Source organism: Streptomyces sp. NPDC101234 (assembly GCF_044767525.1).
In the GTDB taxonomy this organism is placed as follows: domain Bacteria; phylum Actinomycetota; class Actinomycetes; order Streptomycetales; family Streptomycetaceae; genus Streptomyces; species Streptomyces sasae.
This window is the reverse complement of sequence record NZ_JBIWOA010000057.1, coordinates 18,545-45,019: the sequence shown is the minus strand read 5'-3', so window position 1 is coordinate 45,019 and position 26,475 is coordinate 18,545. Positions and strand designations below refer to the sequence as shown.

General features: G+C 71.2%; 21 protein-coding genes and 1 tRNA gene. 5 read left to right on the top strand and 17 right to left on the bottom strand.

Annotation, left to right across the window (positions count from 1 at the left end; translation table 11 throughout):
* Window positions 1-131: 131 nt before the first annotated feature.
* From ACIRR9_RS51665 to ACIRR9_RS51655, 3 genes are all read right to left on the bottom strand, one after another.
* Window positions 132-773 carry an IclR family transcriptional regulator gene (locus ACIRR9_RS51665; RefSeq protein ID WP_403767689.1) on the bottom strand — a complete coding sequence of 214 codons (642 nt, stop codon included), beginning with the start codon at window positions 771-773 and terminating at the stop codon, window positions 132-134.
* 358 nt (window positions 774-1,131) lie between these two features.
* Window positions 1,132-2,940 carry a DEAD/DEAH box helicase gene (locus ACIRR9_RS51660; RefSeq protein WP_403767686.1) on the bottom strand — a complete coding sequence of 603 codons (1,809 nt, stop codon included), beginning with the start codon at window positions 2,938-2,940 and terminating at the stop codon, window positions 1,132-1,134.
* A 121-nt stretch (window positions 2,941-3,061) separates the two neighbouring features.
* A complete protein-coding gene (locus ACIRR9_RS51655; protein ID WP_403767683.1) occupies window positions 3,062-4,510 on the bottom strand; it encodes an MFS transporter in 1,449 nt (482 codons plus the stop codon).
* 173 nt (window positions 4,511-4,683) lie between these two features.
* On the opposite strand from ACIRR9_RS51655, the gene ACIRR9_RS51650 reads away from it, so the two are divergent.
* Window positions 4,684-4,755, top strand: a tRNA-Cys gene (locus ACIRR9_RS51650).
* A gap of 76 nt (window positions 4,756-4,831) precedes the next feature.
* Here ACIRR9_RS51650 and ACIRR9_RS51645 read toward each other — a convergent pair.
* Window positions 4,832-6,190, bottom strand: coding sequence for a beta-1,3-glucanase family protein (locus ACIRR9_RS51645; RefSeq protein ID WP_403767680.1), 1,359 nt, complete (start codon window positions 6,188-6,190; stop codon window positions 4,832-4,834).
* Window positions 6,191-6,616: 426 nt separating this feature from the next.
* Here ACIRR9_RS51645 and ACIRR9_RS51640 point away from each other — a divergent pair, with 426 nt between their 5' ends.
* The 3 genes from ACIRR9_RS51640 to ACIRR9_RS51630 are packed head-to-tail and all read left to right on the top strand — an operon-like array spanning window position 6,617 to window position 9,335.
* A complete protein-coding gene (locus ACIRR9_RS51640) occupies window positions 6,617-7,453 on the top strand; it encodes a lysostaphin resistance A-like protein (RefSeq protein ID WP_403767677.1) in 837 nt (278 codons plus the stop codon).
* Complete coding sequence (locus tag ACIRR9_RS51635; protein ID WP_403767674.1) at window positions 7,450-8,664, top strand: sensor histidine kinase; 1,215 nt, start codon at window positions 7,450-7,452, stop codon at window positions 8,662-8,664. Before ACIRR9_RS51640 ends, ACIRR9_RS51635 begins: the two co-directional genes overlap by 4 nt.
* Window positions 8,661-9,335, top strand: a complete 675-nt coding sequence (locus ACIRR9_RS51630) for a response regulator (protein WP_403767671.1) — start codon at window positions 8,661-8,663, stop codon at window positions 9,333-9,335. Before ACIRR9_RS51635 ends, ACIRR9_RS51630 begins: the two co-directional genes overlap by 4 nt.
* 28 nt (window positions 9,336-9,363) lie before the next feature.
* Here the strand turns inward: ACIRR9_RS51630 and ACIRR9_RS51625 are convergent, their stop codons facing one another.
* The 11 genes from ACIRR9_RS51625 to ACIRR9_RS51575 all read right to left on the bottom strand — a co-directional run bounded on the left by ACIRR9_RS51625 (window position 9,364) and on the right by ACIRR9_RS51575 (window position 22,432).
* On the bottom strand, window positions 9,364-10,533 hold the full coding sequence (locus ACIRR9_RS51625; RefSeq protein ID WP_365337935.1) for an SUKH-4 family immunity protein: 1,170 nt from the start codon (window positions 10,531-10,533) through the stop codon (window positions 9,364-9,366).
* 170 nt (window positions 10,534-10,703) lie between these two features.
* Window positions 10,704-11,237 (bottom strand): AAA family ATPase, encoded by a 534-nt coding sequence (locus ACIRR9_RS51620; protein ID WP_403767667.1) that lies wholly within the window; start codon window positions 11,235-11,237, stop codon window positions 10,704-10,706.
* Window positions 11,238-11,241: 4 nt separating this feature from the next.
* The gene (locus ACIRR9_RS51615) at window positions 11,242-13,548 is read right to left on the bottom strand and encodes a xanthine dehydrogenase family protein molybdopterin-binding subunit (RefSeq protein WP_403767664.1); all 2,307 of its coding nucleotides are present in this window, start codon (window positions 13,546-13,548) and stop codon (window positions 11,242-11,244) included.
* Window positions 13,545-15,386 (bottom strand): 2Fe-2S iron-sulfur cluster-binding protein, encoded by a 1,842-nt coding sequence (locus tag ACIRR9_RS51610; RefSeq protein WP_403767661.1) that lies wholly within the window; start codon window positions 15,384-15,386, stop codon window positions 13,545-13,547. The genes ACIRR9_RS51615 and ACIRR9_RS51610 overlap by 4 nt, the downstream gene beginning before the upstream one ends.
* On the bottom strand, window positions 15,383-16,276 hold the full coding sequence (locus ACIRR9_RS51605; protein WP_123976604.1) for a xanthine dehydrogenase family protein subunit M: 894 nt from the start codon (window positions 16,274-16,276) through the stop codon (window positions 15,383-15,385). Before ACIRR9_RS51605 ends, ACIRR9_RS51610 begins: the two co-directional genes overlap by 4 nt.
* 272 nt (window positions 16,277-16,548) lie before the next feature.
* The gene (locus tag ACIRR9_RS51600) at window positions 16,549-18,168 is read right to left on the bottom strand and encodes a beta-N-acetylhexosaminidase (RefSeq protein WP_403767658.1); all 1,620 of its coding nucleotides are present in this window, start codon (window positions 18,166-18,168) and stop codon (window positions 16,549-16,551) included.
* A gap of 13 nt (window positions 18,169-18,181) precedes the next feature.
* On the bottom strand, window positions 18,182-19,027 hold the full coding sequence (locus ACIRR9_RS51595; protein ID WP_384556208.1) for a carbohydrate ABC transporter permease: 846 nt from the start codon (window positions 19,025-19,027) through the stop codon (window positions 18,182-18,184).
* Window positions 19,028-19,032: 5 nt separating this feature from the next.
* Window positions 19,033-20,013 (bottom strand): carbohydrate ABC transporter permease, encoded by a 981-nt coding sequence (locus ACIRR9_RS51590; protein ID WP_403767655.1) that lies wholly within the window; start codon window positions 20,011-20,013, stop codon window positions 19,033-19,035.
* Window positions 20,010-21,308 (bottom strand): extracellular solute-binding protein, encoded by a 1,299-nt coding sequence (locus ACIRR9_RS51585; protein WP_403767652.1) that lies wholly within the window; start codon window positions 21,306-21,308, stop codon window positions 20,010-20,012. The genes ACIRR9_RS51590 and ACIRR9_RS51585 overlap by 4 nt, the downstream gene beginning before the upstream one ends.
* Before the next feature lie 243 nt (window positions 21,309-21,551).
* Window positions 21,552-21,830 (bottom strand): DUF3039 domain-containing protein, encoded by a 279-nt coding sequence (locus ACIRR9_RS51580; RefSeq protein ID WP_384556046.1) that lies wholly within the window; start codon window positions 21,828-21,830, stop codon window positions 21,552-21,554.
* Between the two features lie 29 nt (window positions 21,831-21,859).
* Window positions 21,860-22,432, bottom strand: a complete 573-nt coding sequence (locus tag ACIRR9_RS51575) for a YqgE/AlgH family protein (protein WP_185149302.1) — start codon at window positions 22,430-22,432, stop codon at window positions 21,860-21,862.
* 251 nt (window positions 22,433-22,683) lie between these two features.
* Between ACIRR9_RS51575 and murA the strand changes: the two genes are divergently transcribed.
* Complete coding sequence (gene murA / locus ACIRR9_RS51570; RefSeq protein WP_365337924.1) at window positions 22,684-24,024, top strand: UDP-N-acetylglucosamine 1-carboxyvinyltransferase; 1,341 nt, start codon at window positions 22,684-22,686, stop codon at window positions 24,022-24,024.
* A 265-nt stretch (window positions 24,025-24,289) separates the two neighbouring features.
* Here murA and ACIRR9_RS51565 read toward each other — a convergent pair whose 3' ends face one another.
* Together ACIRR9_RS51565 and ACIRR9_RS51560 are read right to left on the bottom strand one after the other, a co-directional pair.
* Complete coding sequence (locus tag ACIRR9_RS51565) at window positions 24,290-24,571, bottom strand: HU family DNA-binding protein (protein ID WP_046733427.1); 282 nt, start codon at window positions 24,569-24,571, stop codon at window positions 24,290-24,292.
* Between the two features lie 317 nt (window positions 24,572-24,888).
* Entirely contained in the window at window positions 24,889-26,292 is a 1,404-nt protein-coding gene (locus ACIRR9_RS51560; protein WP_365337922.1) for an NAD-dependent malic enzyme, read from the bottom strand.
* Window positions 26,293-26,475: the final 183 nt, after the last annotated feature.

Below are 26,475 nucleotides of genomic sequence, written 5' to 3'. Positions count from 1 at the left end.
GGGGGGGGGGGGGGGGGGGGGGGGGGGGGGGGGGGGGGGGGGGGGGGGGGGGGGCCCCCCCCCCCCGCGGGGGGGGGGGGGGCGCCCCCGGCCCAGCGCCGGTAAGCGACACCCCCCGCCCCCACCGCCCCCTACCTCAGCGCGTCCGCGACCTCCCGTGCCGCGTCCATGACCCGTGTCCCCACCCGCTCGGGCACGGAGTCGGCGAGCATCACGACGCCGACGCTCCCCTCGACCCCCGTCACCCCTAGCAGCGGCGCCGCCGCCCCGCTCGCCCCGGCCTCCAGCTCGCCGTGCGTCAGCGTGTAGCCGGGGTCGGCCCTCGGCGAGTGGCGCGCGGACAGGATCGCCCTCCCCGCGGCCCCCCGGTCCAGCGGATGCCGGAACCCTGCCCGGTAGGCCACGTGATAGTCGGTCCAGGTCGGCTCGACGACCGCGACGGCGAGGGCCTCGGTCCCGTCGACCAGCGTGAGATGTGCCGTCGCCCCGATGTCCTCGGCCAGCGAACGAAGCGCCGGCAGGGCCGCTTCCCGTACGAGCGGATGCACCTGCCGCCCCAGGCGCAGCACGCCCAGCCCGACCCTGGCTCGCCCGCCCAGGTCGCGCCGTACCAGCGCATGCTGCTCGAGTGTGGCGAGCAACCGGTACACCACGGTCCGGTTCACGCCCAGTTTGTTGGAAAGCTCGGTGACGGTCAGCCCGTGGTCCGTATCGGCCAGCAGTTTGAGGACGCGCAGTCCCCGATCGAGCGTCTGAGAGGTCTCCGCGGTCACGACGCCCACTCCTTAAGTGGTGAGGTCGGCAACCTCCGACGCGGCGGATGCGTCGCCGAGTCCCGTCAGCGACGCGCTTCAGAGGCCGCCGATCGGCATGGCGGCCCGGCGGCTCCGGGCCCAGTCGCTTCACGGCTGCGCTCCGCGGCGGCGCTGCCACGGGGCGTGTGCGTAGCCGGACAGTAGCGAAGGGGGTTCGCTGAGCGGAAGCCTGCGTCCAGAATCCGGTCATGGACCGGTACGGACTACTTCGGTATGTGCCGTTATATACAGGGCCCAGCTATATACAGAGCCACTTCCGGGGCCACCGTGTACAGGGCCCCTTCCGGGGTCACCGCGTACAGGACCCCTTCGGAGGTCACCGCATCCGGGTGGCCCACTCCTGCACCTTGGCGATCCGCTGCCGCAGCTGCCCCGCCGTGGCCTCCGCGCTCGGCGGCCCGCCGCACGTCCTGCGCAGCTCGGTGTGGATCACCCCGTGCGGCTTGCCGCTCTGGTGGACATACGCGCTCACCATCGTGTTCAGCTGCTTGCGCAGCTCCATCATCTCCTTGTGGGAGACGACGGGCCGCCGTTCCGCCGGCAGTTCCAGCAGGTCCGCCTCGGTGTCCGGCTTCTTGCGGCTGTGCGCGATCTGCCGGGCCTGCCGCTTCTGCAGCAGCATCTGCACCTGGTCGGGTTCGAGGAGCCCCGGGATGCCGAGGTAGTCCTGCTCCTCCTCGCTTCCCGGGTGGGCCTGCATGCCGAACTCGGCGCCGTCGTAGAGGACCCGGTCGAAGACGGCCTCGGACTCCAGCGCCTCGAAGGCGAACTGCTCCTGCTCGCCGGTGTCCTCGTCCTGCTCCTTGTTCGCCTCCTCCATCTCCTTCTCGGACTCGGCGTACGGGTCCTCCTCGCCGTCCTTCTTGGGCTTGTCGAGGGCGTGGTCGCGCTCGACCTCCATCTCGTTGGCGAAGGTCAGCAGATCGGGGACGGTCGGCAGGAACACGGACGCGGTCTCGCCGCGCCGCCGGGACCGCACGAAACGGCCGACGGCCTGGGCGAAGAAGAGCGGTGTCGAGATGGTCGTCGCGTACACCCCGACGGCCAGCCGGGGGACGTCGACGCCCTCGGACACCATCCGGACCGCGACCATCCACCGGTCGTCGCTCGCGCTGAAGTCGTCGATCCGCTTGGAGGCACCGGTGTCGTCGGACAGGACGAGGGTCGCCTTGGTGCCGGTGATCTCGCGGATCAGCTTGGCGTAGGCGCGCGCCGACTCCTGGTCGGAGGCGATGACGAGGGCCCCGGCGTCCGGGATGCCCTTGCGGACCTCGGTCAGCCGCTGGTCCGCGGCGCGCAGCACGGCCGGCATCCACTCACCGCGCGGATCGAGCGCGGTCCGCCAGGCCTGGCTGACGGCGTCCTTGGTCATGGGCTCGCCGAGCCGGGCGGCGATCTCGTCACCGGCCTTGGTCCGCCAGCGCATGTTGCCGCTGTAGGAGAGGAAGATGACCGGGCGCACGACATGGTCGGCGAGCGCGTTGCCGTACCCGTACGTGTAGTCGGCGGACGACCGCCGGATCCCGTCCTGCCCCTCCTCGTACGTCACGAAGGGGATGGGGTTGGTGTCGGACCGGAACGGCGTACCCGTCAGGGCCAGCCGCCGGGTCGCCGGCTCGAACGCCTCCAGGCAGGCCTCGCCCCAGGACTTGGAGTCACCGGCGTGGTGGATCTCGTCGAGGATGACGAGGGTCTTGCGCTGCTCGGAGCGGTTGCGGTGCAGCATGGGCCGCACGCCGACACCGGCGTACGTCACCGCCACCCCGTCGTACTCACGGCTGAGCGGTCCGGCGCTGTACTCGGGATCGAGCTTGATCCCTATCCGCGCCGCGGCCTCCGCCCACTGCTTCTTCAGATGCTCGGTGGGGGCGACCACGGTGACCTGCTGCACGACATGGTGGTGCAGCAGCCAGGAGGCGAGCGTCAGCGCGAACGTCGTCTTTCCGGCGCCGGGCGTGGCCACGGCGAGGAAGTCGCGCGGCTGCTCCTGGATGTACCTCTCCATGGCCCCCTGCTGCCAGGCGCGCAGCCTGCTGGCGGTACCCCAGGGCGCCCGGCCCGGGAAGGCCGGCGAAAGGTGGTGGGACGACGAGGAAGCGGAAGCAGAAGCGGCGGTGGTAGTCACGATCTCCGTAGTAAGGGGGTCGGGCGGCTACGTATGACAACCGGGCCACCCTACCGGCGCCGTACGGCTGTCAACGCGCGGACAAGGCCGCCTCACCCCAGGGTGGGACCCACGTCACAGATCACGAAGCGGTGCGGTCACCGGGACCGTGCAGCCGCGTCGTCACCCAGGCTCCGACGAGCGCGACGCCCGCCATCGGCAGGAACACGGCGGCGAAGGCGGCGGGATGGGCTCCGGAGCCGGCCGTCCCCGTCATGCTGCCGCCGCCAAGGGCGGAGAAGGCCGCACCGGTCGCGGCGAGCAGCACCACATTGGACAGGGCGTCGGAGATCTGGAGGGCGGCGGAGTTGGCACCGGCCTCCTCCGGGGCGGAGAGCCGGAGCATCAGGACGCTGGCCGAGGCGATCACCAGCCCCATCCCGAAGCAGCCGAAGCTCCAGGCGACGGCGACGACCCACACCGGCACGGCGGACACCAGCACGCTGGGGGCGGCGGCTATCGCGCCGGCGACGAGCACCATCCCGAGGGTCATCAGCCGTTCCCGGTACGGCTGTGCGCCCGGCCGTGCCTGCACCCAGGAGCCCAGCGCCCAGGTCACCCCGCCGGCCGCCAGCGAGAACCCGGCGAGGGTGGGCGACAGACCGCGCTGGGTGACGAGCATCAACGGCACGAAGGACTCGGCGGAGACCAGGGCGCCGGCCGCGACACCGCGCAGCAGCACGACCGAGGGCAGGCCGCGGGCCGCGCGGTAGGTGCCGCGGGGAAGCAGCCCGAGCACGGCGGGTACGAGCAGGGCCGCACCGAGCAGTCCGGGTATCAGGGACAGCCACCGCAGATCCTGGGCGGCGTACTGCAGCAGCCCGGCGCCGAGGGAGATACCGAAGGCGAGCCGGATCCGCCGCCGGTCGAAACCGGCGTCCGCACCTCCCTGGACGGGGCCGCCGGCCCGCCGCCGTATCTGAGGCAGCGCAAGCGCCACCGGAAGGAGCACGAGCACCGGGATCCCGAGGAACACCCACCGCCACCCGAGGTGCTCGGTCACCGCGCCGGAGGCGAGCGGTCCCACGATGGACGGTACGACCCATCCGGCGGCGAAGGCGGCCATGATCGCGGGCCGCAGCCGCTCCGGGTAGGCCCGTCCCACGACGACATACAGCGCGACGATGACCAGCCCGCCGCCGAACCCCTGCACGGCCCGCCCCAGGATGAACACCCACATGCTCTGGGCGGTCCCGGCCACCACGAGCCCGGCGGCGAAGGAGCCGATCCCGGTCGTCAGCGCCCCGAGCGGCCCCCTGCGGTCCGACCACTGCCCGGCCAGCACCATCCCGAACAGGCTGGTCGTGAAGTACCCGGAGAAGGCGAACGCGTACAGCGACAGCCCGTCCAGCTCCCGGGCCGCGACCGGCATCGCCGTCCCGACCGCGGTCGCCTCGAAGGCGATCAGCAGCACGACGGACACGATCCCGACGCTCAGCGCCCGGTACGACCGCCCCAGCACGCCCTCGTCATCGGCCCTGTCGGCGGTCTCATCTGCGACAACGGAGTCGCTCGGTTCAAGGGCGGTCATGCAGACCACGGTAAGTCCCAAGCCCCCCTTTGGCCCCTGTCGCGAGCCCCACCCCGCCTCGGACCTTGGTCGTACACCCCCCTTTCGTGAACGCCGTATGGCAGTCGCATTGCAGCCCCACCGATTCCCTTGAGCCCCTCCCCCACCCCGTCATACCTTCGACTCACCGACAAGGCCGTGTGCCCGAGTGGCTTAGGGACTCGCCTGCAAAGCGGGTTACGCGGGTTCGATTCCCGCCATGGCCTCTGCTTGCCTGACCAGGCAGAACGGAAGGGCGGCACCCTCAGGGGGTGCCGCCCTTCCGGTGTGTTCCGGGGTCGGCTACCAGCCGACGGCGACCAGGAGCCATTGCGGGTCGGCGTGGGAGATGAAGGAGGACTGGCCTGCCACGTCGTCGTAGGGGAAGCCGTAGGCGAGGTGGTTGATGGCGTTGTCGTGCCAGAACTTGGCGTAGTAGTTCGCGGGGGCCGCCGTGTAGAACTGGGCGGGGTCGGACTGCTGGGAGGCCGGCAGGGTGGCGACGTGGCGGTTGAGGGCGGCGCACATGTTCGGGTCGGCCGCCAGGGAGGCGGCGCAGCCGAAGATGTCGGAGGTGGCCGCGGTCACGCCGACCGACTGGGCGTACGAGGTGAGGTAGTTCGCGTTGGCGCCGCCCGCACGGAAGCTCGGGTCGCTGCCGGGCGCGATGATCCGGTAGGGGGCCTGGGTCTGGGCCAGCACCTTGAACTGGCTCGGGACGGCGTCGGTGAAGCGCTGGAAGGTGGTGGCGCGGTCCTCGGCGAAGGTCTGCCGGTTCTCGCCGACCTCGGTGTCGTAGCCGTCCTTGCCGTGCAGGCGCATGGCCAGTTTCAGGCCGAAGGCGTCGACCCGGGTCGTATTGCCGTTGAAGACGTTGTTGCCGACCGTGAACTCGATGAAGTCGCAGTACGGGCTGGTGGGTGAGCCCAGGTAGAAGTACATGCGGCCGGCGGAGTTGGCCGGCATGTCGAGGTAGGGCTGCTCGGCGATGGAGTGCGTCTGGCCGTTGAAGCTCCAGTACACCTGACTGTCGGGGTACTTGCCGTTGGTGCGGTTGAGGATCTTCACCTCGACGGCGTTGTTCGCGGCGGGGATGTCGCTGGTGCTGCCCCAGAAGTCGTCCGGCGGGGTGGTGGTGCCGGGGCCGTAGACCTGGAACTCCCAGAGGGAGTAGCCGTACTGGGTGCCGCGTGCGGTGCCGTAGAGGCGGACGTAGCGGCCGCTGCCGGTGATGGTCGGGTTCTGGGAGCCGCCGGTGGCGGTGGTCGTGGAGTAGACGGTGGTCCAGGTGGTGGTGTCGGTGGAGGTCTGGATCTGGAAGGCCTTCGCGTAGGCGGCCTCCCAGTTCAGGGTGACGCTGCTGAGCCGCTGGACGGAACCGAGGTCGACCTGGAGCCACTGCGGGTCGGAGAAGGCCGAGGACCAGCGGGTGCCGGTGTTGCCGTCGACCGCCGCGCTCGCGGGGAAGGAAGCGTTCTCGGTCGAGGAGGCGGTGGCCGGTCTGCCCTGGGAGAGCAGCTGGTCGGCGGCGTGCGCGGGCGACGGTGCGAGGACCGCGAGGAAGGCGGCGATCAGGACGACGACCAGGCCGAGGGCCGTGCGCGGATGGACGGTGGCCGACGGTGGTCTGCGGGTGGGGGGCACGCTGACGGAACTCTGCATGCGGGTCTCCTCAAGCCGGTTCGGCGTGCGTGGGGATGGAGCGACAGCAGACGTGAGAGCGTTCCTTCGGGTTGTAGACCCGCGGATGCCGGCCGTCAACAACTGAAGCCGAAATCAGCGGGGTTGGAGATCCGTGGGCGACCCGGTGCAGGTCCTGGCAGTGACATCGCGCGCGAGGTCTCAGATGCCTTCGGCTTCCGACTGCTCGGGCGGCCCGAAGCCGGGCCTTTTCTACAACCCTTGACACATCTGGTACGGACCTGGAGAGGGGCGGCTGCCAGGAACGACCGGTCCGTCCGGCGGACTTGTCCCCCGTGCGAGCTACGCGCAGGTGTCCACCGCGTGGTGACGATTCCCGGGCCGCCGGTCCATAGCGTTCGGACCGGTCGCGGCGCTTCGGCCGCGCATCCCTGGAAGGAAGTCATCATGAGGCTGGTCTGGCAGCTCCTGGCCGTCGCGGCCGTCTCCTTCGCCGGCGGGCAGGCGCTCGCGGCGGTGGACGGAAACTGGTTTCTCACTCTGCTCCTCGGCCTGCTGACGGCCGTGGTCGCGGTGCCCGTCTACAGGTGGGTGGTACGGCGGACCGAGCACCGGGCGAGCGTGGAGGTGGGGCGGGAGGACGCGCGGGCGGCGTTCGGGCGCGGGGCGCTGATAGGCGTGGCGGCGTTCACGGGGGTCATCGTGAACATCGCCGTCCTCGGGGACTACACGGTCCACGGCCTGGGGTCGGTGACGAGTGCGGTGGGACTGGTCGGGTCCATGGCCGCCGCCGCTGTCACCGAGGAACTGCTGTTCCGGGGCGTGCTGTTGAGGATCGTCGAGGAGCGCTTCGGGACGTGGATCGCGCTCACGTCGACCGGCGCTCTGTTCGGGACGATGCATCTGCTCAACAAGGACGCGACCGTCTGGGGTGCCCTCGCCATCGCGATCGAGGCCGGCGGCATGCTCGGCGCCGCCTACGTCGCCACCCGCACCCTGTGGCTGCCCATCGGCCTGCACTTCGGCTGGAACTTCGCCGAGTCCGGCATCTTCGGCACCGAGGTCTCCGGCAGCGGGGCGCAGAAGGGGCTGCTGGACGCCACGACCTCGGGGGCGCGGCTGATCACCGGCGGCGAGTTCGGGCCGGAGGCCAGCATCTACTCGGTGCTGCTCGGGGTGCTGGTGACGGTGGTGTTCCTGCGGCTGGCCCGCCGGCGCGATCACCTGATGCCCCGTCACCGTCGGGACGCCAGGGCCGACTCCGTCGCTACACTGCCCCGGTGATCAGTCCTCGGCAGCTGTCCGGGTGGTGGCAGCGGCTCGATGTCCGGGTCCGGGATCTGCCGCTCGGGCTGCTGCTCCTGGCCGGGTCGTTCCTGCCGGCGCTGCACGGCAAGGGGACGGAGGTCGGGAATCTGCCGACCCGTCCGTTCGACGCTCTGGCACTGCTGGCGCTCGGTCTGGAGTGCCTGCCGCTGGCCGTGCGCCGGCGGTGGCCGGCCGTCTGTCTCGCCCTGGTGTCGGCCGGCTTCGCCGTCGACCAGCTGCGCGGCTACCACTCGGTCGCGGGCACCGCGCTGCCCCTCGCGCTGATCAGCACCGGGGCCCATCTGGAACGGCGCCGGCGGGCCGCCGCGCTCGTGTTCTCCGCGGCCTATGTGCCGTTGGCGGTCGCGCTGTACCGGCTGGGGGCGGGCGGCGAGACGGTCACCGGGTTCGTGACGTTCTATCCGGTGCTGGTGCTCGCCTGGGGCGCCGGGGCATGGCTGCGGGCCAACCGGATCGCGGAGGCCGAACACCGGCGGCGGGTCGCCGACGACACCCGCACCGCCGAACGCAGCCGGATCGCCCGCGAGTTGCACGACGTGGTGACCCACCATGTGACGGCGATGGTGGTGCAGGCCGAGGCGGCACGGTATCTGACCGCCGCGCCCGAACGGCTCGACCAGACCCTGACCGCGGTCAGCGACACCGGCCGACGGGCCATCGCCGACCTGCGCCATCTGCTCGACCTGCTCAACCCCGACCACGGCGACGGCCTCGGCACGGACAGCCACGGCACAGACCGCCTCGGCACCGGTGCCAGGACACCGCACACGGGCGGGCTGCTCACTCTCGTGGAACAGACACGGCAGGCCGGGCAGCCGGTGGAGTTCACCGAGGAGGGCACACCGACGCAGTCGGCCGGCAGTGCCGACCTGGTGGCCTACCGGGTGGTGCAGGAGGCCCTGACGAACGCCCTCAAGCACGCCCGTGGCAGCCGCACTTCGGTCCGGGTGCGGCACGGCGGGAAGGAGATCACCGTGGAGGTCGGCACGGACGGGTCCGGCAAGGACGGGTCCGGCTCGGCCGCGGCGTCCCCCGGCGGCAGCGGGCGGGGGCTCGCCGGTCTCCGGGAGCGGGTGGCCGTCCTGGGCGGCGAGTTCAGCGCGGGGCACGCACCGGACGGCGGTTTCGTCGTCCGGGCCCGGATACCCGCGGGGAACCCCACGTGACCGCCGCGGGTGAGGCACCGCTGCGGGTGCTGGTCTGCGACGACCAGGTGCTGATCCGTACCGGGCTGGCGACGATCATCGACGCCCAGCCCGACCTGGAGGTGGCGGGCGAGTGCGGGGACGGGCGGACCGCGGTCGACCTTGCCGGCCGGCTGCGCCCGGACGTCGTGGTGATGGACGTCCGTATGCCGGTGCTGGACGGCATCGAGGCCACCCGGCTGCTGGCCGGGGCCGGGGTGGCGCAGCCGGTGAAGGTGCTCGTGGTGACGACGTTCAACCTGGACGAGTACGTCTACGAAGCCCTGCGCGCGGGCGCCAGCGGCTTCCTGCTCAAGGACGCGCCGCCGGACCGGCTGCTGCACGGCATCCGGACCGTGGCCACGGGCGCGGCCCTGCTGGACCCCGAGGTGACCCGTCAGCTGGTGGGCCGGTACGCCGCCCGGATCCGGCCCGCCGACGGCGGCACCCCGCACGACATCCCGCTGACCCCGCGCGAGCTGGAGGTGCTGCGGCTGATCGCGGACGGCCGCTCCAACGGCGAGATCGCCGCGGCCCTCGTGATCAGCCAGGAGACCGTGAAGACCTTTGTGTCCCGCATCCTCACCAAGCTCGGCCTGCGCGACCGCGTCCAGGCGGTCGTCTACGCCTATCGCCAGGGCCTGGTGACCTGACGGCCCGGCCCCCTCACCGGTCGCCCCCTTACAGCACCCCGCCCGCCTCGTCCTGGAACAGCTCCGTCCAGTAGTGCCAGTCGGCGTCCGTCGTCACGGGGGTGGGGTCGATCGTCGCGAGGGTGTGGAGCATGGTGGCGGCGAGCTGGTCGTAGGCCTCCGTGGTGAGTTCGTGGCCCAGGTGCTCGTCGATGGTGCGCTCGTGGTGGAGGAGCCAGAGGGTGTAGGCGAGGGTGGAGATGTCCGTGTTGAGGGGGTAGAGGGTGGCCTCGGGCAGGGAGAAGTTGAGGATCGCGCCCGTGGTGCCGTCCACGACCAGGCTGTTGTCCTCGACCAGGTAGCCGAGGCGTATGAGGCGGTCGGCGTGCGGCGGGAGGTCGTCGAGGGGGAAGCCGCCCGGGTGGACGTCGGTGAAGTACTCCCGGAGGGTGGGGAGCGGGGCGTCCGGGTCGAGCTGGAAGAGGACCGCGTCCTCCGGCAGGCCCGTCTCGCGCAGGAAGCGGCGGGTCGGCTCATGGGTGAGCGTCGGCGGGAAGTCGACCTCCTCGAACCGGGCCACCCGGCCCTGCCCGAACTCCTGGTCCAGCAGCCGGACCGGCAGGTCGACGGTGAGCCCGGAGTCCGTGCCGGGTCCGGCGACCAGGCTGAGGGGGCGGATCAGGGCCGTCGCCTTCCAGTACGGCGGGACCCGGCCGTCCGTGCCCTCCTCGAAGAGCTCCAGGAGCTTGCGGGACGCCTCGGTGGCCGCCTTGGTGCCGTAGATCCCGGCGAGGGAGGCGAAACGGCCGCGCAGGCCCGTCAGTTCCTCGGTGACCGCGGCGAAGCGGAGCAGCGTCTCCAGCGAGGGCGCGAGCGGGCGCGGGTCGGTGGGGTCGATCAGGTAGGCGGTGGTGATCTCGCCGGTGCCGCCGTCGAGGAGGATGGACTCGGTGTCCAGGCCGGCCGGGGCGAGCAGTTCCCCTATCACCAGCCGGTCCCGGAGCTCCTCCGCCAGGCGGGACGGGCCGTCGGTGACGTCCGCGAGCGTGCGCAGGCCGGCCGTGCGCAGCGGCTCGAACGTCAACAGGCCGCCGGTGTCGGGCAGTCCGCGGCCGGTGAGCCAGCTGCGGGTCGGTTCGTGCGTGATGTATCGGTCCATTTCAGCCTCGGTCAGCGTGATCGTCGCCGCACCGCTGCCGGTCGTGCTGATCGTGCTCATCGCTGCCCCCGCGATCAAAGAGTTCAAGAAGTGCAAAGTGGGTCGATCGGTGCGTCGTACGTCGTCCTGAGCAGGGCATGGTGTGCCGTTCGGGCTTCCCCTCCGAAACGGCCGTCCCCACTGCCCAGAACACTACGCCGCACCACTGACAACGCCCCGCTGAGGAGACGTCAGGCGACCCTGGAACGTTCCGTCCCGCGGAGAATCGCCTCCACCGTCTGTTCCACGGTCAGCTCTGAGCTGTCCAGCCACAGGCCCGACGGGGCCGTGCCCGTCCGCAGCCCCGCGTCCAGATCGGCCACCGTCCAGGCCCCGTACCCGGTCTTGGACCGCCCCGCCTCCCGCGCCGCCACCGTCTCCGGACTCGGGGCCAGGACCACGACGTGCAGCGGGCGGGCGCGGATCAGTTCCACGTACGACGTCAGCTCCGGGCCCAGCAGCACGTCCTGGACGACCGCGGTGAAGCCGGCCGCGGCGTACGCGTCCGCGGTCGCCGCCGACAGCCGGTGGCGGAGCCGGAGTTGGGCCGTGGCCTCGGGTGAGGGTTCGGGGGTGTAGTCCTCCCGGCCCGAGACGATCATGCGGCGGAAGAGGTCGCCGCGGACGTGCGCCGCCCGCGGCAGGGCCTCGGCGAGCGCCTGCGCGACCGTCGACTTGCCGGACGCCATCACTCCCGTGATGACGACGACCCCCCGCAGAGTCATGCGGTCACTGGGTGACCACGGCCGCCTGCGGGCGGATCGGGAGGCGGTTGACCGGGCGGCCGGTCGCCGCGCGGACGGCGGAGGCGATGGCCGCGGGGGACGTCACGACCGGCACCGCGCTGACCGACTTGGCGCCGAAGGGGGCGACCACGTCCCGCTCCTCGACCAGCTTGACGATCCGGATGTCCGGGGCGTCGAGGGCGGTCGGCAGGGCGTAACCGGTGAGGTCGGGGTGGCGGATCAGTCCGCGCGGGGTGCGCAGGTTCTCCGTCAGGGCGATGCCGACGCCCTGGGTGACCCCGGCCTCGATACGGGCGTTGAGCTGCGCCGGGTTGAGGATCCGGCCGACGTCCTGGGCGACGGCCAGCTCGACGACCCGTACCGAGCCGAGCTCGATGTCGACGTCCACCACCGCGCGGATCGCGCAGAAGGCGAGGCCGACGAAGGCGTCGCCCTGGCCGTCGGCGTTCAGGGGCTCGGTCGGATGCGGGCGGCACTGGGCGGTGGCCCACAGCTCCTTGCCGTCCAGCGCCTCGGTGACGGTGGTCGACAGGACGCCGTCGTACGACGTGATCTTGCCGTCGGTGATCTGGAGCAGCTCGGTGGACATGCCGAACTTGTGGGCGAGGGGCTGGAGGAGCTGGGTGCGGACCATCTTGGCCGCGCGTTCGACGGCACCGCCGGAGACCCAGGTGTGGCGGCCGCGGCAGCCGGGACCGGCCGGGGGCTGGTCGGTGTCGACGGGGGCCACGTGGACCTCGTCGATACCGAGGGTCTCCTGGACGATCTGGCGGGCCAGGGTGGTGAAGCCCTGGCCGGACTCCACGGCCGCGCAGAGCACGGTCGCGATGCCGTCGTGGACCTTGACCGTGGCGGTGGAGACCTCGTCGGCGCCCTCCGCACCGAGCATGTGCACCATGCCGAGGCCGTAGCCGACGCCCCGGCGCACCGCGCCCGGTTCGCCCGCGCCCTCGGGGCCGCCGGGCAGCAGCCACTCGTCCTCGGGGGTGTCCTTGGGGAGCTGCGGGAGCGGGAAGTCCCGTACCGCCTGGAGGAGCTCGGCGACGGGGGCCGGGCAGGTCACCGTCTGGCCGATGGGGAGGACGTCGCCGGTGGCGAGCGCGTTGCGCAGGCGGATCTCGGCGGGGTCCAGGCCGAGCTTCTTGGCCAGCTTGTCCATCTGCGCCTCGTAGGCGGCGCAGACCTGCATGGCGCCCTCGCCGCGGACGTGGCCGGAGGGCGGGTTGTTGGTGCGCACGGCCCAGCCCTCGATGAAGGCGTTCGGGACGACGTACGGGCCGCAGGCGAAGGAGACCGCGGCGGCCAGGGACTCGGCGGAGGTGTCGGCGTAGGCGCCCGCGTCCAGCAGGACCTGGGCCTCGACCTTGATCAGCTTGCCCTCGGCGTCGGCGTGGTGCCGGTAGCGGAGCAGGGTGGGGTGGCGGTGCGCGTGGCCGAGGAAGGACTCCTCGCGCGTGGCCGTGAGTTTGACCGGGCAGCCGGTCTTCAGGGCGAGCAGGCCGAGGGGGAGCTGGAAGCCCTGGTCCTCGCGGTCGGCGGTCGCGCCCGGCACGCCGGTGACCACGATCTTCACCTGATCGAGGGACAGGCCGTAGCAGGCGGCGGCCGTGTTGCGGTCGGTGTGCGGGTCGGTGGAGGCCAGGTACAGCTCGACCCCGCCGTCCGGGCGGGGCACGGCGAGGCCGGCCTCGGCGCCGATGGGGGCGGGGTCGGCGCGGCCGATGCGGTACTGGCCCTCGACGACGATCTCGCCGGTCGCGTCCGGGTCACCGTGCTGGAGCGGGATGTGCCGGATCAGGTTGCCGTCGGGGTGCAGCGGCTCGGCCTCGAAGGACTGCTCGGGGTCGATGACCGGGTCGAGGATCTCGTACTCGACGATGACCGCGGCGGCGGCCATGCGGGCCGTGTCGGGGTGGTCGGCGGCGACGGCGGCGATGGGCTCGCCGTGGTGGCGTACGACCTCGGAGGCGAACACCGGGCGGTCCGGGGTGCCCCGGCCGTGGCGCGGGGTGCCGGGCACGTCCTCGTGGGTGATCACGGCCCGTACGCCGGGCATCTCGCGCGCGTGGCTGGTGTCGATCGACACGATGCGCGCGTGCGGGTGCGGGGAGCGCAGGACGGCCGCCCACAGCAGGCCCTCGGCCCACAGGTCGGCCGCGTACGGGAAGGTGCCCTCGGTCTTCGCGCGCGCGTCGGCGGCCGGCAGCGACACGCCGAGGCCGTGCGGGGGCTCCGGAGCGGAGGCGGCGCTCTCCGCGGCGGTGGTCGTGGTGACGGTCTCGTTGGTCACGCCTGGCCTCCGTCCGGGCCGTAGGACTGGTCGTCGTAGCTCTGGCTCTGATCGCCGAACGTCTGGTTACCGCCGAACGACTGGTTACCGCCGAAGGACTGATCCCCGCCGAACGACTGGTTACCACCGAACGACTGATCCCCGCCGAAGGACTGGTTTCCGCCGAACGACTGGTCGTACGTCTGCTCGTGCGGGATCCGGATGCCGGCCCCGAAGGTGCCCGGGGAGTCGAACGCCGACACCTTGACGCCACCGGCGCCCGGTCCCGCCTGATGGGGAATACGGGCCTCGTCGCCGTCCGTCTCAGCGTCGGCGGCGGCGTGCGCCTCGCGTTCGGCGACGACCTCCTGGACGGCGTCCAGGACTCCCCGGTAGCCGGAGCAGCGGCAGAGGTTGCCGCACAGCGCCTGGCGGGCCTCCAGCTCGGTCGGAGCCGGGTTGCCTTCCAGCAGGTCGTGGACGGTCATCGCCATGCCGGGGACGCAGAAGCCGCACTGGACCGCTCCGCACCTCGCCAGCGCCCGCTGCACGTCGGAGGGGTGGCCGTCCTGGGCGAGGCCCTCGACAGTGCGGACCTCGCTGCCGGCGGCGGTCACCGCGGGGACCAGGCAGGAGGCCACCAGCCTGCCGTCGACCTGGACGTTGCAGGCGCCGCACTCGCCCTGCGAGCAGCCGTCCTTGGCGCCCGCGAGGCCGAGGCGTTCACGGAGGACGTAGAGCAGGGACTCGCCGATCCAGGCGTCGGTGACGGGTCGGTCGGTGCTGTTGACGCGGAGGACGTACGAGGCGAGGGGGTGGTCGTCGATCGCCTCGGCTTCGCCTTCGGCGTGTTGCTCCCCGCCGGCACCGTCCGTGCCGCTGTCGTCGTCGGGTGCGGGGGGCCCCTGCGGGGCGGACTCGCCGTCGGCGGCCTGCGGGTCGGAGGCGGGAACGGGGTGCGGGTGCGGTGCGCCGTGGCCGTCGGCGGCTCCGCCGTCTCCGGCCCGCTCGCCGATACCCGCCGGGCCACCCGCCACGCCCGGCTCGCGGACACCCCCCGACCTGCCGCTCACTGCCGCTTCGCGGGCGCCCGTCGGCGCGCCGTCCGGGGACGGCTCATGGGTGTCGATGTGGCCGGTGTCCATGGACGGGCGGCCGGCTCCGGAGGGGTCGCCCACCCGGCGGAGTTCGCCGGTTCCGGCCGGATCGCCCGGTTCGCCCGCCGCGCGCCCCGCGGGCCCAGGCGGCGCGCCTGCGGGCCCGGAGGCGGGAGTTGCGGATGGAGTGACACCGCGCCCCGGCGAGGCCCCTGCGGGCGTCCCAGGGGCCTCCGCGGGGTGTTCCCACGCCTGGGCCTCCGTCGCCCACGGCGCGGCCGCACCGCCCGGCAGGGTCGACGGCGGTGTGCCGCCCCACTGCTCCATGAGTGCGGATGTGGTGAACTCGCCGGATTCGTCCGGAACATCCCCGCGCGCGACCGGAATCGACCACTGGCCGGTCACCTCGTGACCGGGTGCCGGCGGAGGCTCTTCGTACGTCCACTGCTGGGTCGTGGCGGGGTTGTACGTGAACCGGTCGTCGGCGGGCTGCCCCTGGGGGACCGCGTTCGGGTCGGGCCACTGGGCGCCGTCGGCCGGCGCGCCCCAGGTCTCGGTGCCGGGGGCGACCGCTATCTGCGGCGGCACATAGCCGTGCCCGGGCGCGGCCAGCGGGCTGTTGCCGGCCAGCAGGGCCTCGATGCCGCCCTCGGGGAGCTTCACGAACGCGGTCGCACCGTCGTCGTAGTCGCCCTGGGGCAGCGGGTCCCAGCGGCCGCCGCCGCCCGAGGGCGCGCCCTCCGCGTGCTGGTCGTCGGTCATGACAGCGCCCTCCCCAGTGCTCGTCGGGCCAGCGCGGCGACGGTGCGCCGCAGGTGCAGTACGGCGGGCGGAAGCGCCGCCACGGTGCCGTCGGGGTCCGGTGCCGGGTCGGGGATGCAGGCGGCCGCGACGTACTCGCCGAAGGCGTGCAGCGCCTCCGGGACGAGCGCGCGGTCGTTGTCCCAGTCGATCAGCCGGGCCACCCACTGCTCGGCGTCCAGCGGACGCAGCGGCATCGGCGCTATGGCGCCGACGGCACATCTGACGCCGCGCCGCGCGGGGTCGAGGACGAGCGCCACGGAGGCCACCGAGCGGCCCGGTCCGGTGCGCCCGGTCGCCTTCAGAAAGACCTGCGGGGCGTGCAGCAGCGGCACCCGCACGAAGCCGATCAGCTCGCCCGCGCGGAGCATCTCCACGCCGGCCAGCAGGTGCGACACCGGGATCTCCCGGCGGGACCCGCCGGGGCCCGCGATGATCAGCGTCGCCTCCAGGGCGGCGAGGACCGGCAGCGCGTCACCCGTCGGCGCGGCCGTGGCGATGTTGCCGCCCAGGGTGCCGGCGTTGCGGATGTGCGGCGGACCGGCGGCCCGCGCGGCGGCGGCGAGCGCCGGGATCAGGGCCGCGAAGTCGGGGCGGCCCATGCGCGCGTGCGTGAGTCCGGCGCCGAGCAGCGCGTTGCCGTCCTGGTACTGCCAGCCGCGGATCTCGCTGATCCGGCCGAGGCCGACCAGGGCGGCGGGCCGGAGCTGCCCGGAGTTGACGGCGGCCATGAGGTCGGTGCCGCCGGCCACGGGGACGGCGGTGGGCATGGCGGTGAGGGCCGCCACGGCCTCGTTCAGCGTCGTGGGCAGCGTGACGGCCTGCGCCGCCTGCGGTGCGTGCGTGGTCAAAACCGGCTGCCCCTTCCCGCTGCCCCACCTGGTCCCACCTGTGTGGCCGTACGGTACGTGCTCACAGGGCGGACGTGGCAACTCTGGCACATCTTCGCAAGCCTCGAACGCACGGGTCCGCTAGGAGGCATTCGCCCACCTCATCGGCGACATGGTCCGTTTTCGTACGGCATCACCAGTGCGTACCGATTGACACTCTTCGGTGACCCTTGAGGTCTTTTTCCATTACGCGTTCGGGGTGGGGAAGCGGCCCGAAGGGGACCGGGGAGGGGCTAGCGGTTCGGGGGCGGGCCGTCGACCGGGCGGCCCGGCACGCCCGGGCGCCGCTGCCACGGCAGTGGTCCGGCCGGCGGCCGGTAGGCCACGCCCAGCGCGTCGAGCCGCCGGTAGTGCGTGGTCATGCGGCGTTCGAAGCCGGCGAAGTCCCGTTCCGGCGGGGCCGGCAGGGCGCTCCAGGCAACCTCCGCGAGGGCGGCGAGCCGGGGGAAGGCCTGGTAGTCCACGCGCGCGTGGTCTTCCATCACCTCGGTCCAGACGTTGGCCTGGGTGCCCAGGATCCGCCGCGCCCCGGATTCGTCGAGCCCCGGTGGAACGGGCTCGAACCGATACACGTCCTCCAGGGTGCGCACGTACCCGATCGGTACGGGTTCGTCCGCGCCGTCCGCCTGACGGTGGTCCAGATACACGTGCTGCTCCGGGCACATGACGACGTCGTGCCCGGCGCGCGCGGCCGCGATCCCGCCGCCGTAACCGCGCCAGGACGACACGGCCGCGCCCTCGGCGATCCCGCCCTCCAGGATCTCGTCCCAGCCGATCAGTCTGCGGCCGCGCGCGGAAAGCCACTTCGCGAAGTGGCCGATGAACCACGACTGAAGCTCGTCCTCGTCGGCGAGCCCGAGTTCCCCGATGCGCGCCCGCGCGGCCGGGGAGGCCCGCCACTGGTCCTTGAGGCATTCGTCGCCGCCGACGTGAATGAACTCCGACGGGAACAGCTCCAGCACTTCCTCGAAGACCCCCTCGTAGAAGCGCAGGGTGTTGTCAGTGGGGGCGAGTACGTTCGGAGAGATCCCCCAGGAGTCCCAGACGGTCAGGGAGGCGGTGTCGATGACGTCGGTGTTGCCGAGTTCCGGATACGCGGCGATGGCGGCCTGCGAGTGCCCGGGTACGTCGATTTCGGGGACGACCGTGATATGCCGCTCGGCCGCGTAGGCGACGATCTCCCTGATGTCGTCCCGGGTGTAGTAGCCGCCGTGCGGCTTCTCCTCCCACAGGGGTGAGGCCCGGTGGCCGAATTTCGTGCGGGCCCGCCAGGAGCCGACCTCGGTGAGCCGTGGGTGACGCTCGATCTCGATGCGCCAGCCCTGGTCGTCCGTCAGATGGAAGTGGAAGACGTTGAGTTTGTGGGCCGCCATGAGATCGAGGTAGCGCAGGACGCCTTCCTTCGGCATGAAGTGCCGGGAGACGTCGAGCATCAGGCCGCGCCAGGGGAATCGGGGGGCGTCCTCGATGATCTGGTGCGGGATTCCGTACCGCATGCCTGGGCGCACGGGCGCACGCCGGAAAGCCTCCGGGCCGAGCAGCTGGCGCAGGGTCTGGGCACCCCAGAAGACCCCGGCCGGACCGCCGCCGCGGATCTCGACACCCCAGCCGGCGATCACGCTCAGCCGGTACGCCTCGGGCTCCAGCGAGTCGTCCAGCTGCAGTCGTACGGAGTCACGGGCGTCCTCGGGCCCCGCCGGCAGCGGCAGGCCGAGCGCGGCGCCGAGAACCGAGCGCAGCCAGCGTTCCGTCCCCTCGGTTCCGGGAGCCGCCCACAGACCGGTGCCCTCGTCGAAAAGAACACCGCACCGCATCGGCCCCTCGACGGCGCGCGGCGCCGGAATCAGATCCACCTCTGAAGTCACCTCAGTCCTTAACCGCTCCGCCCAGCCCGGAGACCAGCCGTCGCTGTACGAGTACGAAGAACACCAGCACCGGAATCGTCATCACCGTGGACGCCGCCATGACCCCGCCCCAGTCCGGGTCGTCCGGCTTGAAGAACACCAGCAGCGCCATCGGCAGCGTGGACTGCGAAGTGTCGCTGATGATGAAGGACTTGGCGAACAGGAAGTCGTTCCAAGCGGAGATGAAGGAAAACACGCTCGTGGCCACCAGGCCCGGCAGGACGAGCGGGAAAAGGATCTGCCAGAGAAAGCGCGACCGGCTCGCCCCGTCGATGTACGCGGCCTCCTCCAGAGCCTCCGGCACCCCTTTGACGAACCCCCGCAGCATCCAGATCGCGAAGGGCAGCGAGAAGGCGATGTGGGGCAGGATCAGCGAGCCCAGCGTGTTCAGCAGACCGAAGTCCCGCATCTGGAAGAACAGGGGGATGGTGAGGGCCTCCACGGGCACCATCTGGGCCACCAGAAACATGATCAACAGGGTGGTCCGGAAGCGGAACCGGAATCGTGTCACGGCGGTCGCCGCGAGAAAGGCGATGAGCGCCGAGACGACCACGACACTGCCCGCGACGACAAGGCTGTTGACGAAGTAACGGCCGAATTCCTGCTGCCCGAAGACCCGCCGGAAGGAGTCCAGAGAGGGCGAGAGGGTCCATGGCCTGGGCCGGTCGGACTCGATCTCGCCGGCCGGCTTGAAGGCGCCCAGCACCATCCAGTACAGCGGAAAGGCGACCAGGACGGCGACGAGCAGCGCCGTCACCTCGGCGGCCGCGCGCCCCGGCCGCCGTACGAAACCGCGCACAGGATTCACCGCGGTCACAGCTCCTCTCCCTGCCGGCGCAGCAGCCGCAGGTGGACCAGGGTCACGGCGAGCAGGACCAGCAGCGTGACGACACCGATGGCGGCGCCGAGCCCGTACTGCGAGGAGGCGAAGGCCTGCTGATAGGCGTAGACGTTCAGCACCAGGTTCTGCCCGGCGATCCCGCCCCCGCCGGTCATCACATAGATCTGTGTGAAGACCTTGAAGTCCCAGATCACCGACTGGATGGTGACGATCATCAGGATCGGTCCGAGCATCGGCGCCAGCACCGACCGCCAGATCCGCCACTGCGAGGCCCCGTCCAGCGCGGCGGCCTCCAGCACCTCGGACGGTACGGAGCGGATCCCGGCGTACACGGTGACCATGACGAACGGGAAGGAGCACCACACCACTTCGAGGAGTACGAGGAGGAACGCGCTGTACCGCCCGTACGTCCAGGAGTGGTCACCGAGCCCGAGCAGCCGGTTGACGGGCCCGAAGTCCGGGTCGAACAGGAACAGCCAGACGGTCGACCCGGTGACGGCCGGCGTCGCCCACGCCCCGAGCGCGGCCAGCATCAGCGCCAGCCGGGGCAGCACCCGCACCCGCGTCAGCAGCACGGCGAGCGCACATCCGACGGCGAGCGTCGACACGACGCAGGAGGCGGCGAAGAGCATGGTGGCCAGCAGGACCGACCAGAACTGATCGTCCCGGAAGACGTCCGAGTAGTTGTCGAGCCCCACGAAGGCGGTCGGTTCCCCACCACTGACCTGAGCCTGGGTGTACCGAAAGACCGAGATCAGCCCGAGCTGATAGATGGGGTAGAGCAGCAACCCCCCGAGAACCACAAGAGCCGGGGCAAGATACAACCAAGGGTGCCACCCAGCGCCCCCGAAGGGGCGCGGGGCTGTGTTGAATCTGCGGCTACCGCCGCGTGGGCGCGACAAGCCCCCACGCACTCGCGCACGAACCGCGACCCCCACCCCATTGGGCGTCATCCGGCGGAGCCGAACGCGTCGTCCATCTTCTTCGCCGCCTCCTGCGAAGCAGCCCCCACACTCTTCTTACCGCTGATGACCTCCTGGAACATCGTCGGCAGCACCAGCGAGGAGTCGACCTGCGACCACCCGGCGGACGCGGGCACGAACTTCGTCCCGCCGGCCAGCGTCGCCACGAACGGCTTCACGAACGGCTCCTTGGCGGCCGCCTGGTCCCGGACATCCTTGAACGTCGGCAGGAACCCCATCGCATCGAACATCGCCGCCTGCGTCGTCTTGGACGTCAGCTCCTCCGTCAGCTGAACCGCCAGCGTCCGGTGGGACGTGCTCTTCAGCACGCCGATGTTGTTGCCGCCCGCGAAGGCCGGCGCGATCGAGCCGGCCGTGACCCCCGGAAGCGGTACGACCGCGTACTTGCCCTTGACGGCACCGGCCTCCACGGCCGCATGGCTGAAGTCGCCCCCGATCGCCATGCCCGCCTTGCCCGCCGCGAACGCGGTGACCGTGTCGTTGCCGCCGAAGCCCGCACACTTGGCGGCCGGGCAGTTGTCGTCGCCGAACAGGGACGTGTACTCCTTGATGCCCTTCTGGGCGGCCGCGCTGTCGATCGCGGAGGTGTACCCCCCGGAGTCACCCTTGGCCGTGGCCAGTTCACCGCCGTCGGCCCAGATGAAGGGCATCGCGCCGTAGGTGTAGGCACCGCCGACGACGAGGCCGTACAGGTCCGGCCTGGCCTTGCGGACCGCGTGGGCCGTGGACACGAGTCCGGCGAGGGTCGTCGGCGGTTTCAGGCCGAGTTCCCTGAAGACGTCCGTGCGGTAGTAGAGGGCGCGGACACCGACGTAGAAGGGGGCGCCGTAGATCTTGCCGTCGACGGTCACCGACTGCTTCGCCGTCGGGTCGGTGTCCTTGGCCGCGGGCCACGCGCCGAACTCCTCGGTGATGTCGAGGAGTCCGCCGTCGTGGACGTAACCGGCGGTGTCGGTGTTGCCGTACTCCATGACGTCCGGAGCGGACTTCGGGTCGTTGAACGCGGCCTTGACGCGCTGCGCGCGCGTGTCGACCGGGATGTACTCCACGTCGACCTTGGTGTCCTTGTGCGCCTCCTCGAAGGCGGTGACGACCGAGTCGACGACCTTCTGCTTCGGGTCGTTGCCGACCTCCTGGAAGAGCCAGACCCGCAGGGTGCCGTTCTTGTCGTCCTTGTCGGACGCGGAGTTGGAGGAGGTCTGCGGGGCGCAGGCGGCCAGGAACAGGGCGGCGACGAGGAATACGGGAGCGGGGAGTTTCTTCATGGAGTGACCCTCCGGGGGCGCGCTCAAGCGACGAGGACGTGGAAGACACGACAAGGCGTTGCAACATGTGCAACGACTGTTTCGCTCTGCACAACACCACGGAGGTTAAGGACAACATGAGCATGCCGACAAGAGGTCTCGACCACTCCGTGACCGGCGGACGCACTCCGTGCAACGCGCGAACACGACAAAGGCCCCGGAGCACGCCAAAGCGTGCCCGGGGCCTTCAGAACCCAGCGGGTGTTACTTGTCCTTGCCCTCGCCGTCGCCGCCGCTGCCCATGGAGTCGAAGATCTCCTTGCACATCGGGCACACGGGGTACTTCTTCGGGTCGCGGCCGGGCACCCACACCTTGCCGCACAGCGCCACGACGGGGGTGCCGTCGAGGGCGCTCGCCATGATCTTGTCCTTCTGGACGTAGTGGGCGAAGCGCTCGTGGTCGCCGTCGCCGTGGGACACCTGTGGCGTCGGCTCTACGAGGGTCCCCGTACCAGTCCCGCGCTCGGGCTCAAGAGTGCTCATGCCGCCAAGGGTACCGAGGCCCGCGCGAATCAGTTGAGCGTAGGGTCGTCCGGGTATGTGGCCACCATCGCGAGCTCGCTGCGCTGGCGGCGCAGCACCTCGCGCCAGAGTCTCTCGGGGGACGGGGAGGAGACGTCGCCGGGTTCGGACTCGACGACGTACCAGGCGCCCTCGACCAGTTCGTCCTCCAGCTGGCCGGGCCCCCAGCCGGCGTAACCGGCGAAGATCCTCAGGGAACCCAGGGCCGAGGCGAGGAGCTCCGGCGGGGCCTCCAGGTCGACCAGGCCGATCGCGCCGTGCACCCGGCGCCAGCCGAGCGGGGCCCGGTCGCCGTTCGCCCCGCCGGGGATGACCGCCACGCCGAGCGCGGAGTCCAGTGACACCGGCCCGCCCTGGAAGACGACACCGGGCTCACCGGCCAGGGATGCCCAGCCCTCCAGGATGTCGCCGACGTCCACCGGGGTGGGACGGTTGAGGACGACACCGAGGGAGCCCTCCTCGTCGTGGTCGAGAAGGAGCACCACCGCACGGTCGAAGTTCGGGTCCGCCAGGGCGGGCGTTGCCACGAGCAGCCGCCCTGTGAGCGAGGACACCTCGGTCATGCCAGACATGATCCCGCATCTTCCCGTCCGATGGGGAGCCAATCGGGGCCCGGGAGTGAATGCAGCTCAGGGCGGAAGGTAGCGCCCCCGGCGCACGGTGACGGGCGGTGACCCCATGTGCCCGATTAGGAACCGTTCGTGTTGTGACACAGCTATGACGCAGCTGGGTGGTACTTGGGCTTATGGAAGGGGGCCGATAGGCGATTACTCTGTCTCTCCGGCCCTGCCCAACTCCACGGAACGCGAGATTCATGACCGTCAACGACGATGTCCTGCTTGTCCACGGCGGCACTCCGCTGGAGGGCGAGATCCGGGTCCGCGGTGCGAAGAACCTCGTACCGAAGGCCATGGTCGCCGCTCTGCTGGGCAGTGAGCCGAGCCGGCTGCGCAACGTTCCGGACATCCGTGACGTGCGGGTCGTACGCGGCCTGCTGCAGCTGCACGGAGTGACGGTACGCCCGGGTGAGGAACCCGGTGAACTGGTGCTCGATCCGACGTACGTGGAGAGCGCGAACGTCGCTGACATCGATGCCCACGCGGGTTCCAGCCGGATCCCGATCCTGTTCTGCGGTCCCCTGCTGCACCGGCTCGGGCACGCGTTCATCCCCGGTCTCGGCGGCTGTGACATCGGCGGCCGGCCGATCGACTTCCACTTCGACGTGCTGCGGCAGTTCGGCGCGACCATCGAGAAGCGCGCGGACGGCCAGTACCTGGAGGCGCCGAAGGGGCTGCGCGGCACGAAGATCCAGCTGCCGTACCCGTCCGTCGGCGCGACCGAGCAGGTGCTGCTGACGGCCGTGATGGCCGACGGGGTCACGGAGTTGTCGAACGCGGCCGTCGAGCCGGAGATCGAGGACCTCATCTGCGTGCTGCAGAAGATGGGCGCGATCATCGCGATCGACACGGACCGCACCATCCGCATCACCGGCGTGGAGAAGCTCGGCGGCTACACCCACCGCGCCCTGTCGGACCGGCTGGAGGCCGCGTCCTGGGCGTCGGCGGCGCTGGCGACCGAGGGCGACATCTACGTCCGGGGCGCCCAGCAGCGCTCGATGATGACGTTCCTGAACACCTACCGGAAGGTGGGCGGTGCCTTCGAGATCGACGACGAGGGCATCCGCTTCTGGCACCCGGGCGGGCAGTTGAAGTCCATCGCCCTGGAGACGGACGTGCACCCGGGCTTCCAGACCGACTGGCAGCAGCCGCTGGTGGTCGCCCTCACCCAGGCGACGGGCCTCTCGATCGTGCACGAGACGGTCTACGAGTCCCGCCTCGGCTTCACCTCCGCGCTGAACCAGATGGGTGCTCACATCCAGCTCTACCGCGAGTGCCTGGGCGGCTCGGCCTGCCGCTTCGGCCAGCGCAACTTCCTGCACTCGGCGGTCGTCTCGGGCCCGACGAAGCTCCAGGGCGCCGATCTGGTCATCCCCGACCTGCGCGGTGGCTTCTCGTACCTCATCGCGGCGCTCGCGGCCCAGGGCACCTCCCGGGTCCACGGCATCGACCTCATCAACCGCGGCTACGAGAACTTCATGGAGAAGCTCGTGGAGCTGGGCGCGAAGGTGGAGCTGCCGGGCAAGGCGCTCGGCTGACCGCAGCCACCTGCCCCCGGCGCAGGGCAGTGCCCTCCGGCTGGGGGTCCGGGGGCCCGCGGCGGAGCCGCTGATGTCACAGCCCCCGGGTAGACACAGCATGGAGAAGCTCGTGGAGCTGGGCGCGAAGGTGGAGCTGCCGGGCAAGGCGCTCGGCTAGCGCACTCACCGACGAGTACGACGATGGGGCGGCCCCCGGTGGAGGGGCCGCCCCATCGTCGTTGTCACGAGCCGTAGGCCGTCCCGTGGCCTACGGACGCCAGGGTCACTTACCCTTGGCGGCTTCCTTCAGCTTCGAGCCCGCGGAGACCTTCACGCTGTAGCCGGCGGGGATGTTGATCGGCTCGCCGGTCTGGGGGTTGCGCGCGGTGCGAGCGGCACGGTGGGTGCGCTCGAAGGTCAGGAAGCCGGGGATGGTGACCTTCTCGTCGCCCTTGGAGACGATGTCGCCGACGACGTCGGCGAACGCGGCCAGCACGGCGTCGGCGTCCTTGCGAGTCACCTCGGCACGGTCGGCCAGCGCGGCCACCAGCTCACTGCGGTTCATGTTGTTACTCCCGTGTTCTTCTTGCCATTGAGGCGTGCCACGCGGCGGAGCCGCATGTTGGGCCGGGACGCATCCTGCCCCCACCTGCGGCGGGAACGCCAATCCGGGTGCCGCGCCTACCCTACGGCTGGGCCGAAGGGGGGGTTTCACGACGCGCCGGTTGTATGGCGTGGCAAGTTTCACAGTTGTTTGCCTGGGGGCTGCTGCCCCCAGACCCCCGCGTTATGCGGGTGCGTCGCTGTTCGGCTGCCGGCCCGGTGGGGGTTGCGCGCGCAGTTCCCCGCGCCCCTGACGGGGCGCTCCGGCGGGGGCGCCTGTCAGGCGCCCTTCGCCGCTTCCCTGACCGCGCCCGCCACCGCGCCCGCGACCTTCTCGTTGAAGACGCTGGGGATGATGTAGTTCGGGTTCAGCTCGTCCTCGGTCACGACGTCCGCGAGGGCCTTCGCGGCCGCGAGCATCATGTCCGTGTTCACCGTACGGGACTGTGCGTCCAGCAGACCGCGGAAGACACCCGGGAAGACCAGCACGTTGTTGATCTGGTTGGGGAAGTCGGAGCGGCCGGTGGCCACCACGGCGGCCGTCTGGCGGGCGATCGCCGGGTCCACCTCGGGGTCAGGGTTCGCGAGCGCGAACACGATCGCACCGTCGGCCATGGCGGCCACGTCGTCGCCGTCGAGGACGTTCGGGGCCGAGACTCCGATGAACACGTCCGCGCCGCGCACGGCCTCCTTGAGGGTGCCGGTGAGGCTCTCGGGGTTGGTGTTGTCGGCGATCCAGCGCAGCGGCGAGTCGGCCGGGGCGTCGACGAGGTCCTCACGGGCGGCGTGCACGACACCGTGGATGTCGGCGACGACGGCGTTCTTCACGCCGGCCGCGATCAGCAGCTTGAGGATGGCCGTACCGGCCGCGCCGGCACCGGACATGACGACCCGGATGTTCTCAATCGCCTTGCCCGCGACGCGAAGTGCGTTCGTCAGGGCGGCGAGGACGACGATCGCGGTGCCGTGCTGGTCGTCGTGGAAGACGGGGATGTCGAGGGCCTCGCGCAGCCGTGCCTCGATCTCGAAGCAGCGGGGGGCGGAGATGTCCTCCAGGTTGATACCGGCGAACCCGGGGGCGATCGCCTTGACGATCTCGACGATCGCGTCGGTGTCCTGGGTGTCCAGGCACAGCGGCCAGGCGTCGATGCCGGCGAACCGCTTGAAGAGGGCCGCCTTGCCCTCCATGACCGGGAGGGCGGCCTTCGGGCCGATGTTGCCGAGGCCCAGCACCGCCGAGCCGTCCGTCACGACCGCAACGGAGTTGCGCTTGATGGTGAGGCGGCGCGCGTCCTCGGGGTTCTCCGCGATCGCCATGCACACACGGGCCACGCCCGGGGTGTAGATCATGGAGAGGTCGTCACGGTTGCGGATGGGGTGCTTGGACTGCATCTCGATCTTGCCGCCGAGGTGCATCAGGAACGTACGGTCGGAGACCTTGCCGAGGGTGACGCCCTCGATGTGGCGCAGCTGCTCCACGATCTGGTCGGCGTGCGCGGTCGAGGAGGCCGCGATGGTGACGTCGATACGGAGCTTCTCGTGGCCGGACGCGGTGACGTCGAGGCCGGTCACCGAGCCTCCGGAGGACTCCACGGCGGTGGTGAGCTGCGAGACGGCGGTTCCGCTCGCGGGCACCTCCAGCCGGATGGTCATCGAGTAGGAGACGCTGGGCGCCGTTGCCATGGCCGACTTCCTTCGTTTTCACCGTGTCGCGGGTTTTGCCGTCCGATCGTCGCACCTACCGCCGGGTAGGCGTTAGCCGGACCTGGTTTCGTACGTAATGTTCGCGCGAAAAAGAGGCCCACGTCACAGTGTGACGTGGGCCTCTTCCGAGGTTCATGACACCGGCCCGCCATGCTCGCCTCG

Bases quoted from the DNA above. Each gene is read 5' to 3' on its own strand.
- ACIRR9_RS51610 (WP_403767661.1), bottom strand. From the start codon at position 15,386: ATGACCGACGACCAGCACGCGGAGGGCGCGCCCTCGGGCGGCGGCGGC.
- ACIRR9_RS51620 (WP_403767667.1), bottom strand. From the start codon at position 11,237: ATGACTCTGCGGGGGGTCGTCGTCATCACGGGAGTGATGGCGTCCGGC.
- ACIRR9_RS51645 (WP_403767680.1), bottom strand. From the start codon at position 6,190: ATGCAGAGTTCCGTCAGCGTGCCCCCCACCCGCAGACCACCGTCGGCC.
- ACIRR9_RS51625 (WP_365337935.1), bottom strand. From the start codon at position 10,533: ATGAGCACGATCAGCACGACCGGCAGCGGTGCGGCGACGATCACGCTG.
- murA (WP_365337924.1), top strand. From the start codon at position 22,684: ATGACCGTCAACGACGATGTCCTGCTTGTCCACGGCGGCACTCCGCTG.
- ACIRR9_RS51640 (WP_403767677.1), top strand. From the start codon at position 6,617: ATGAGGCTGGTCTGGCAGCTCCTGGCCGTCGCGGCCGTCTCCTTCGCC.
- ACIRR9_RS51580 (WP_384556046.1), bottom strand. From the start codon at position 21,830: ATGAGCACTCTTGAGCCCGAGCGCGGGACTGGTACGGGGACCCTCGTA.
- ACIRR9_RS51560 (WP_365337922.1), bottom strand. From the start codon at position 26,292: ATGGCAACGGCGCCCAGCGTCTCCTACTCGATGACCATCCGGCTGGAG.
- ACIRR9_RS51575 (WP_185149302.1), bottom strand. From the start codon at position 22,432: ATGACCGAGGTGTCCTCGCTCACAGGGCGGCTGCTCGTGGCAACGCCC.
- ACIRR9_RS51565 (WP_046733427.1), bottom strand. From the start codon at position 24,571: ATGAACCGCAGTGAGCTGGTGGCCGCGCTGGCCGACCGTGCCGAGGTG.
- ACIRR9_RS51585 (WP_403767652.1), bottom strand. From the start codon at position 21,308: ATGAAGAAACTCCCCGCTCCCGTATTCCTCGTCGCCGCCCTGTTCCTG.
- ACIRR9_RS51655 (WP_403767683.1), bottom strand. From the start codon at position 4,510: ATGACCGCCCTTGAACCGAGCGACTCCGTTGTCGCAGATGAGACCGCC.
- ACIRR9_RS51590 (WP_403767655.1), bottom strand. From the start codon at position 20,013: ATGACGCCCAATGGGGTGGGGGTCGCGGTTCGTGCGCGAGTGCGTGGG.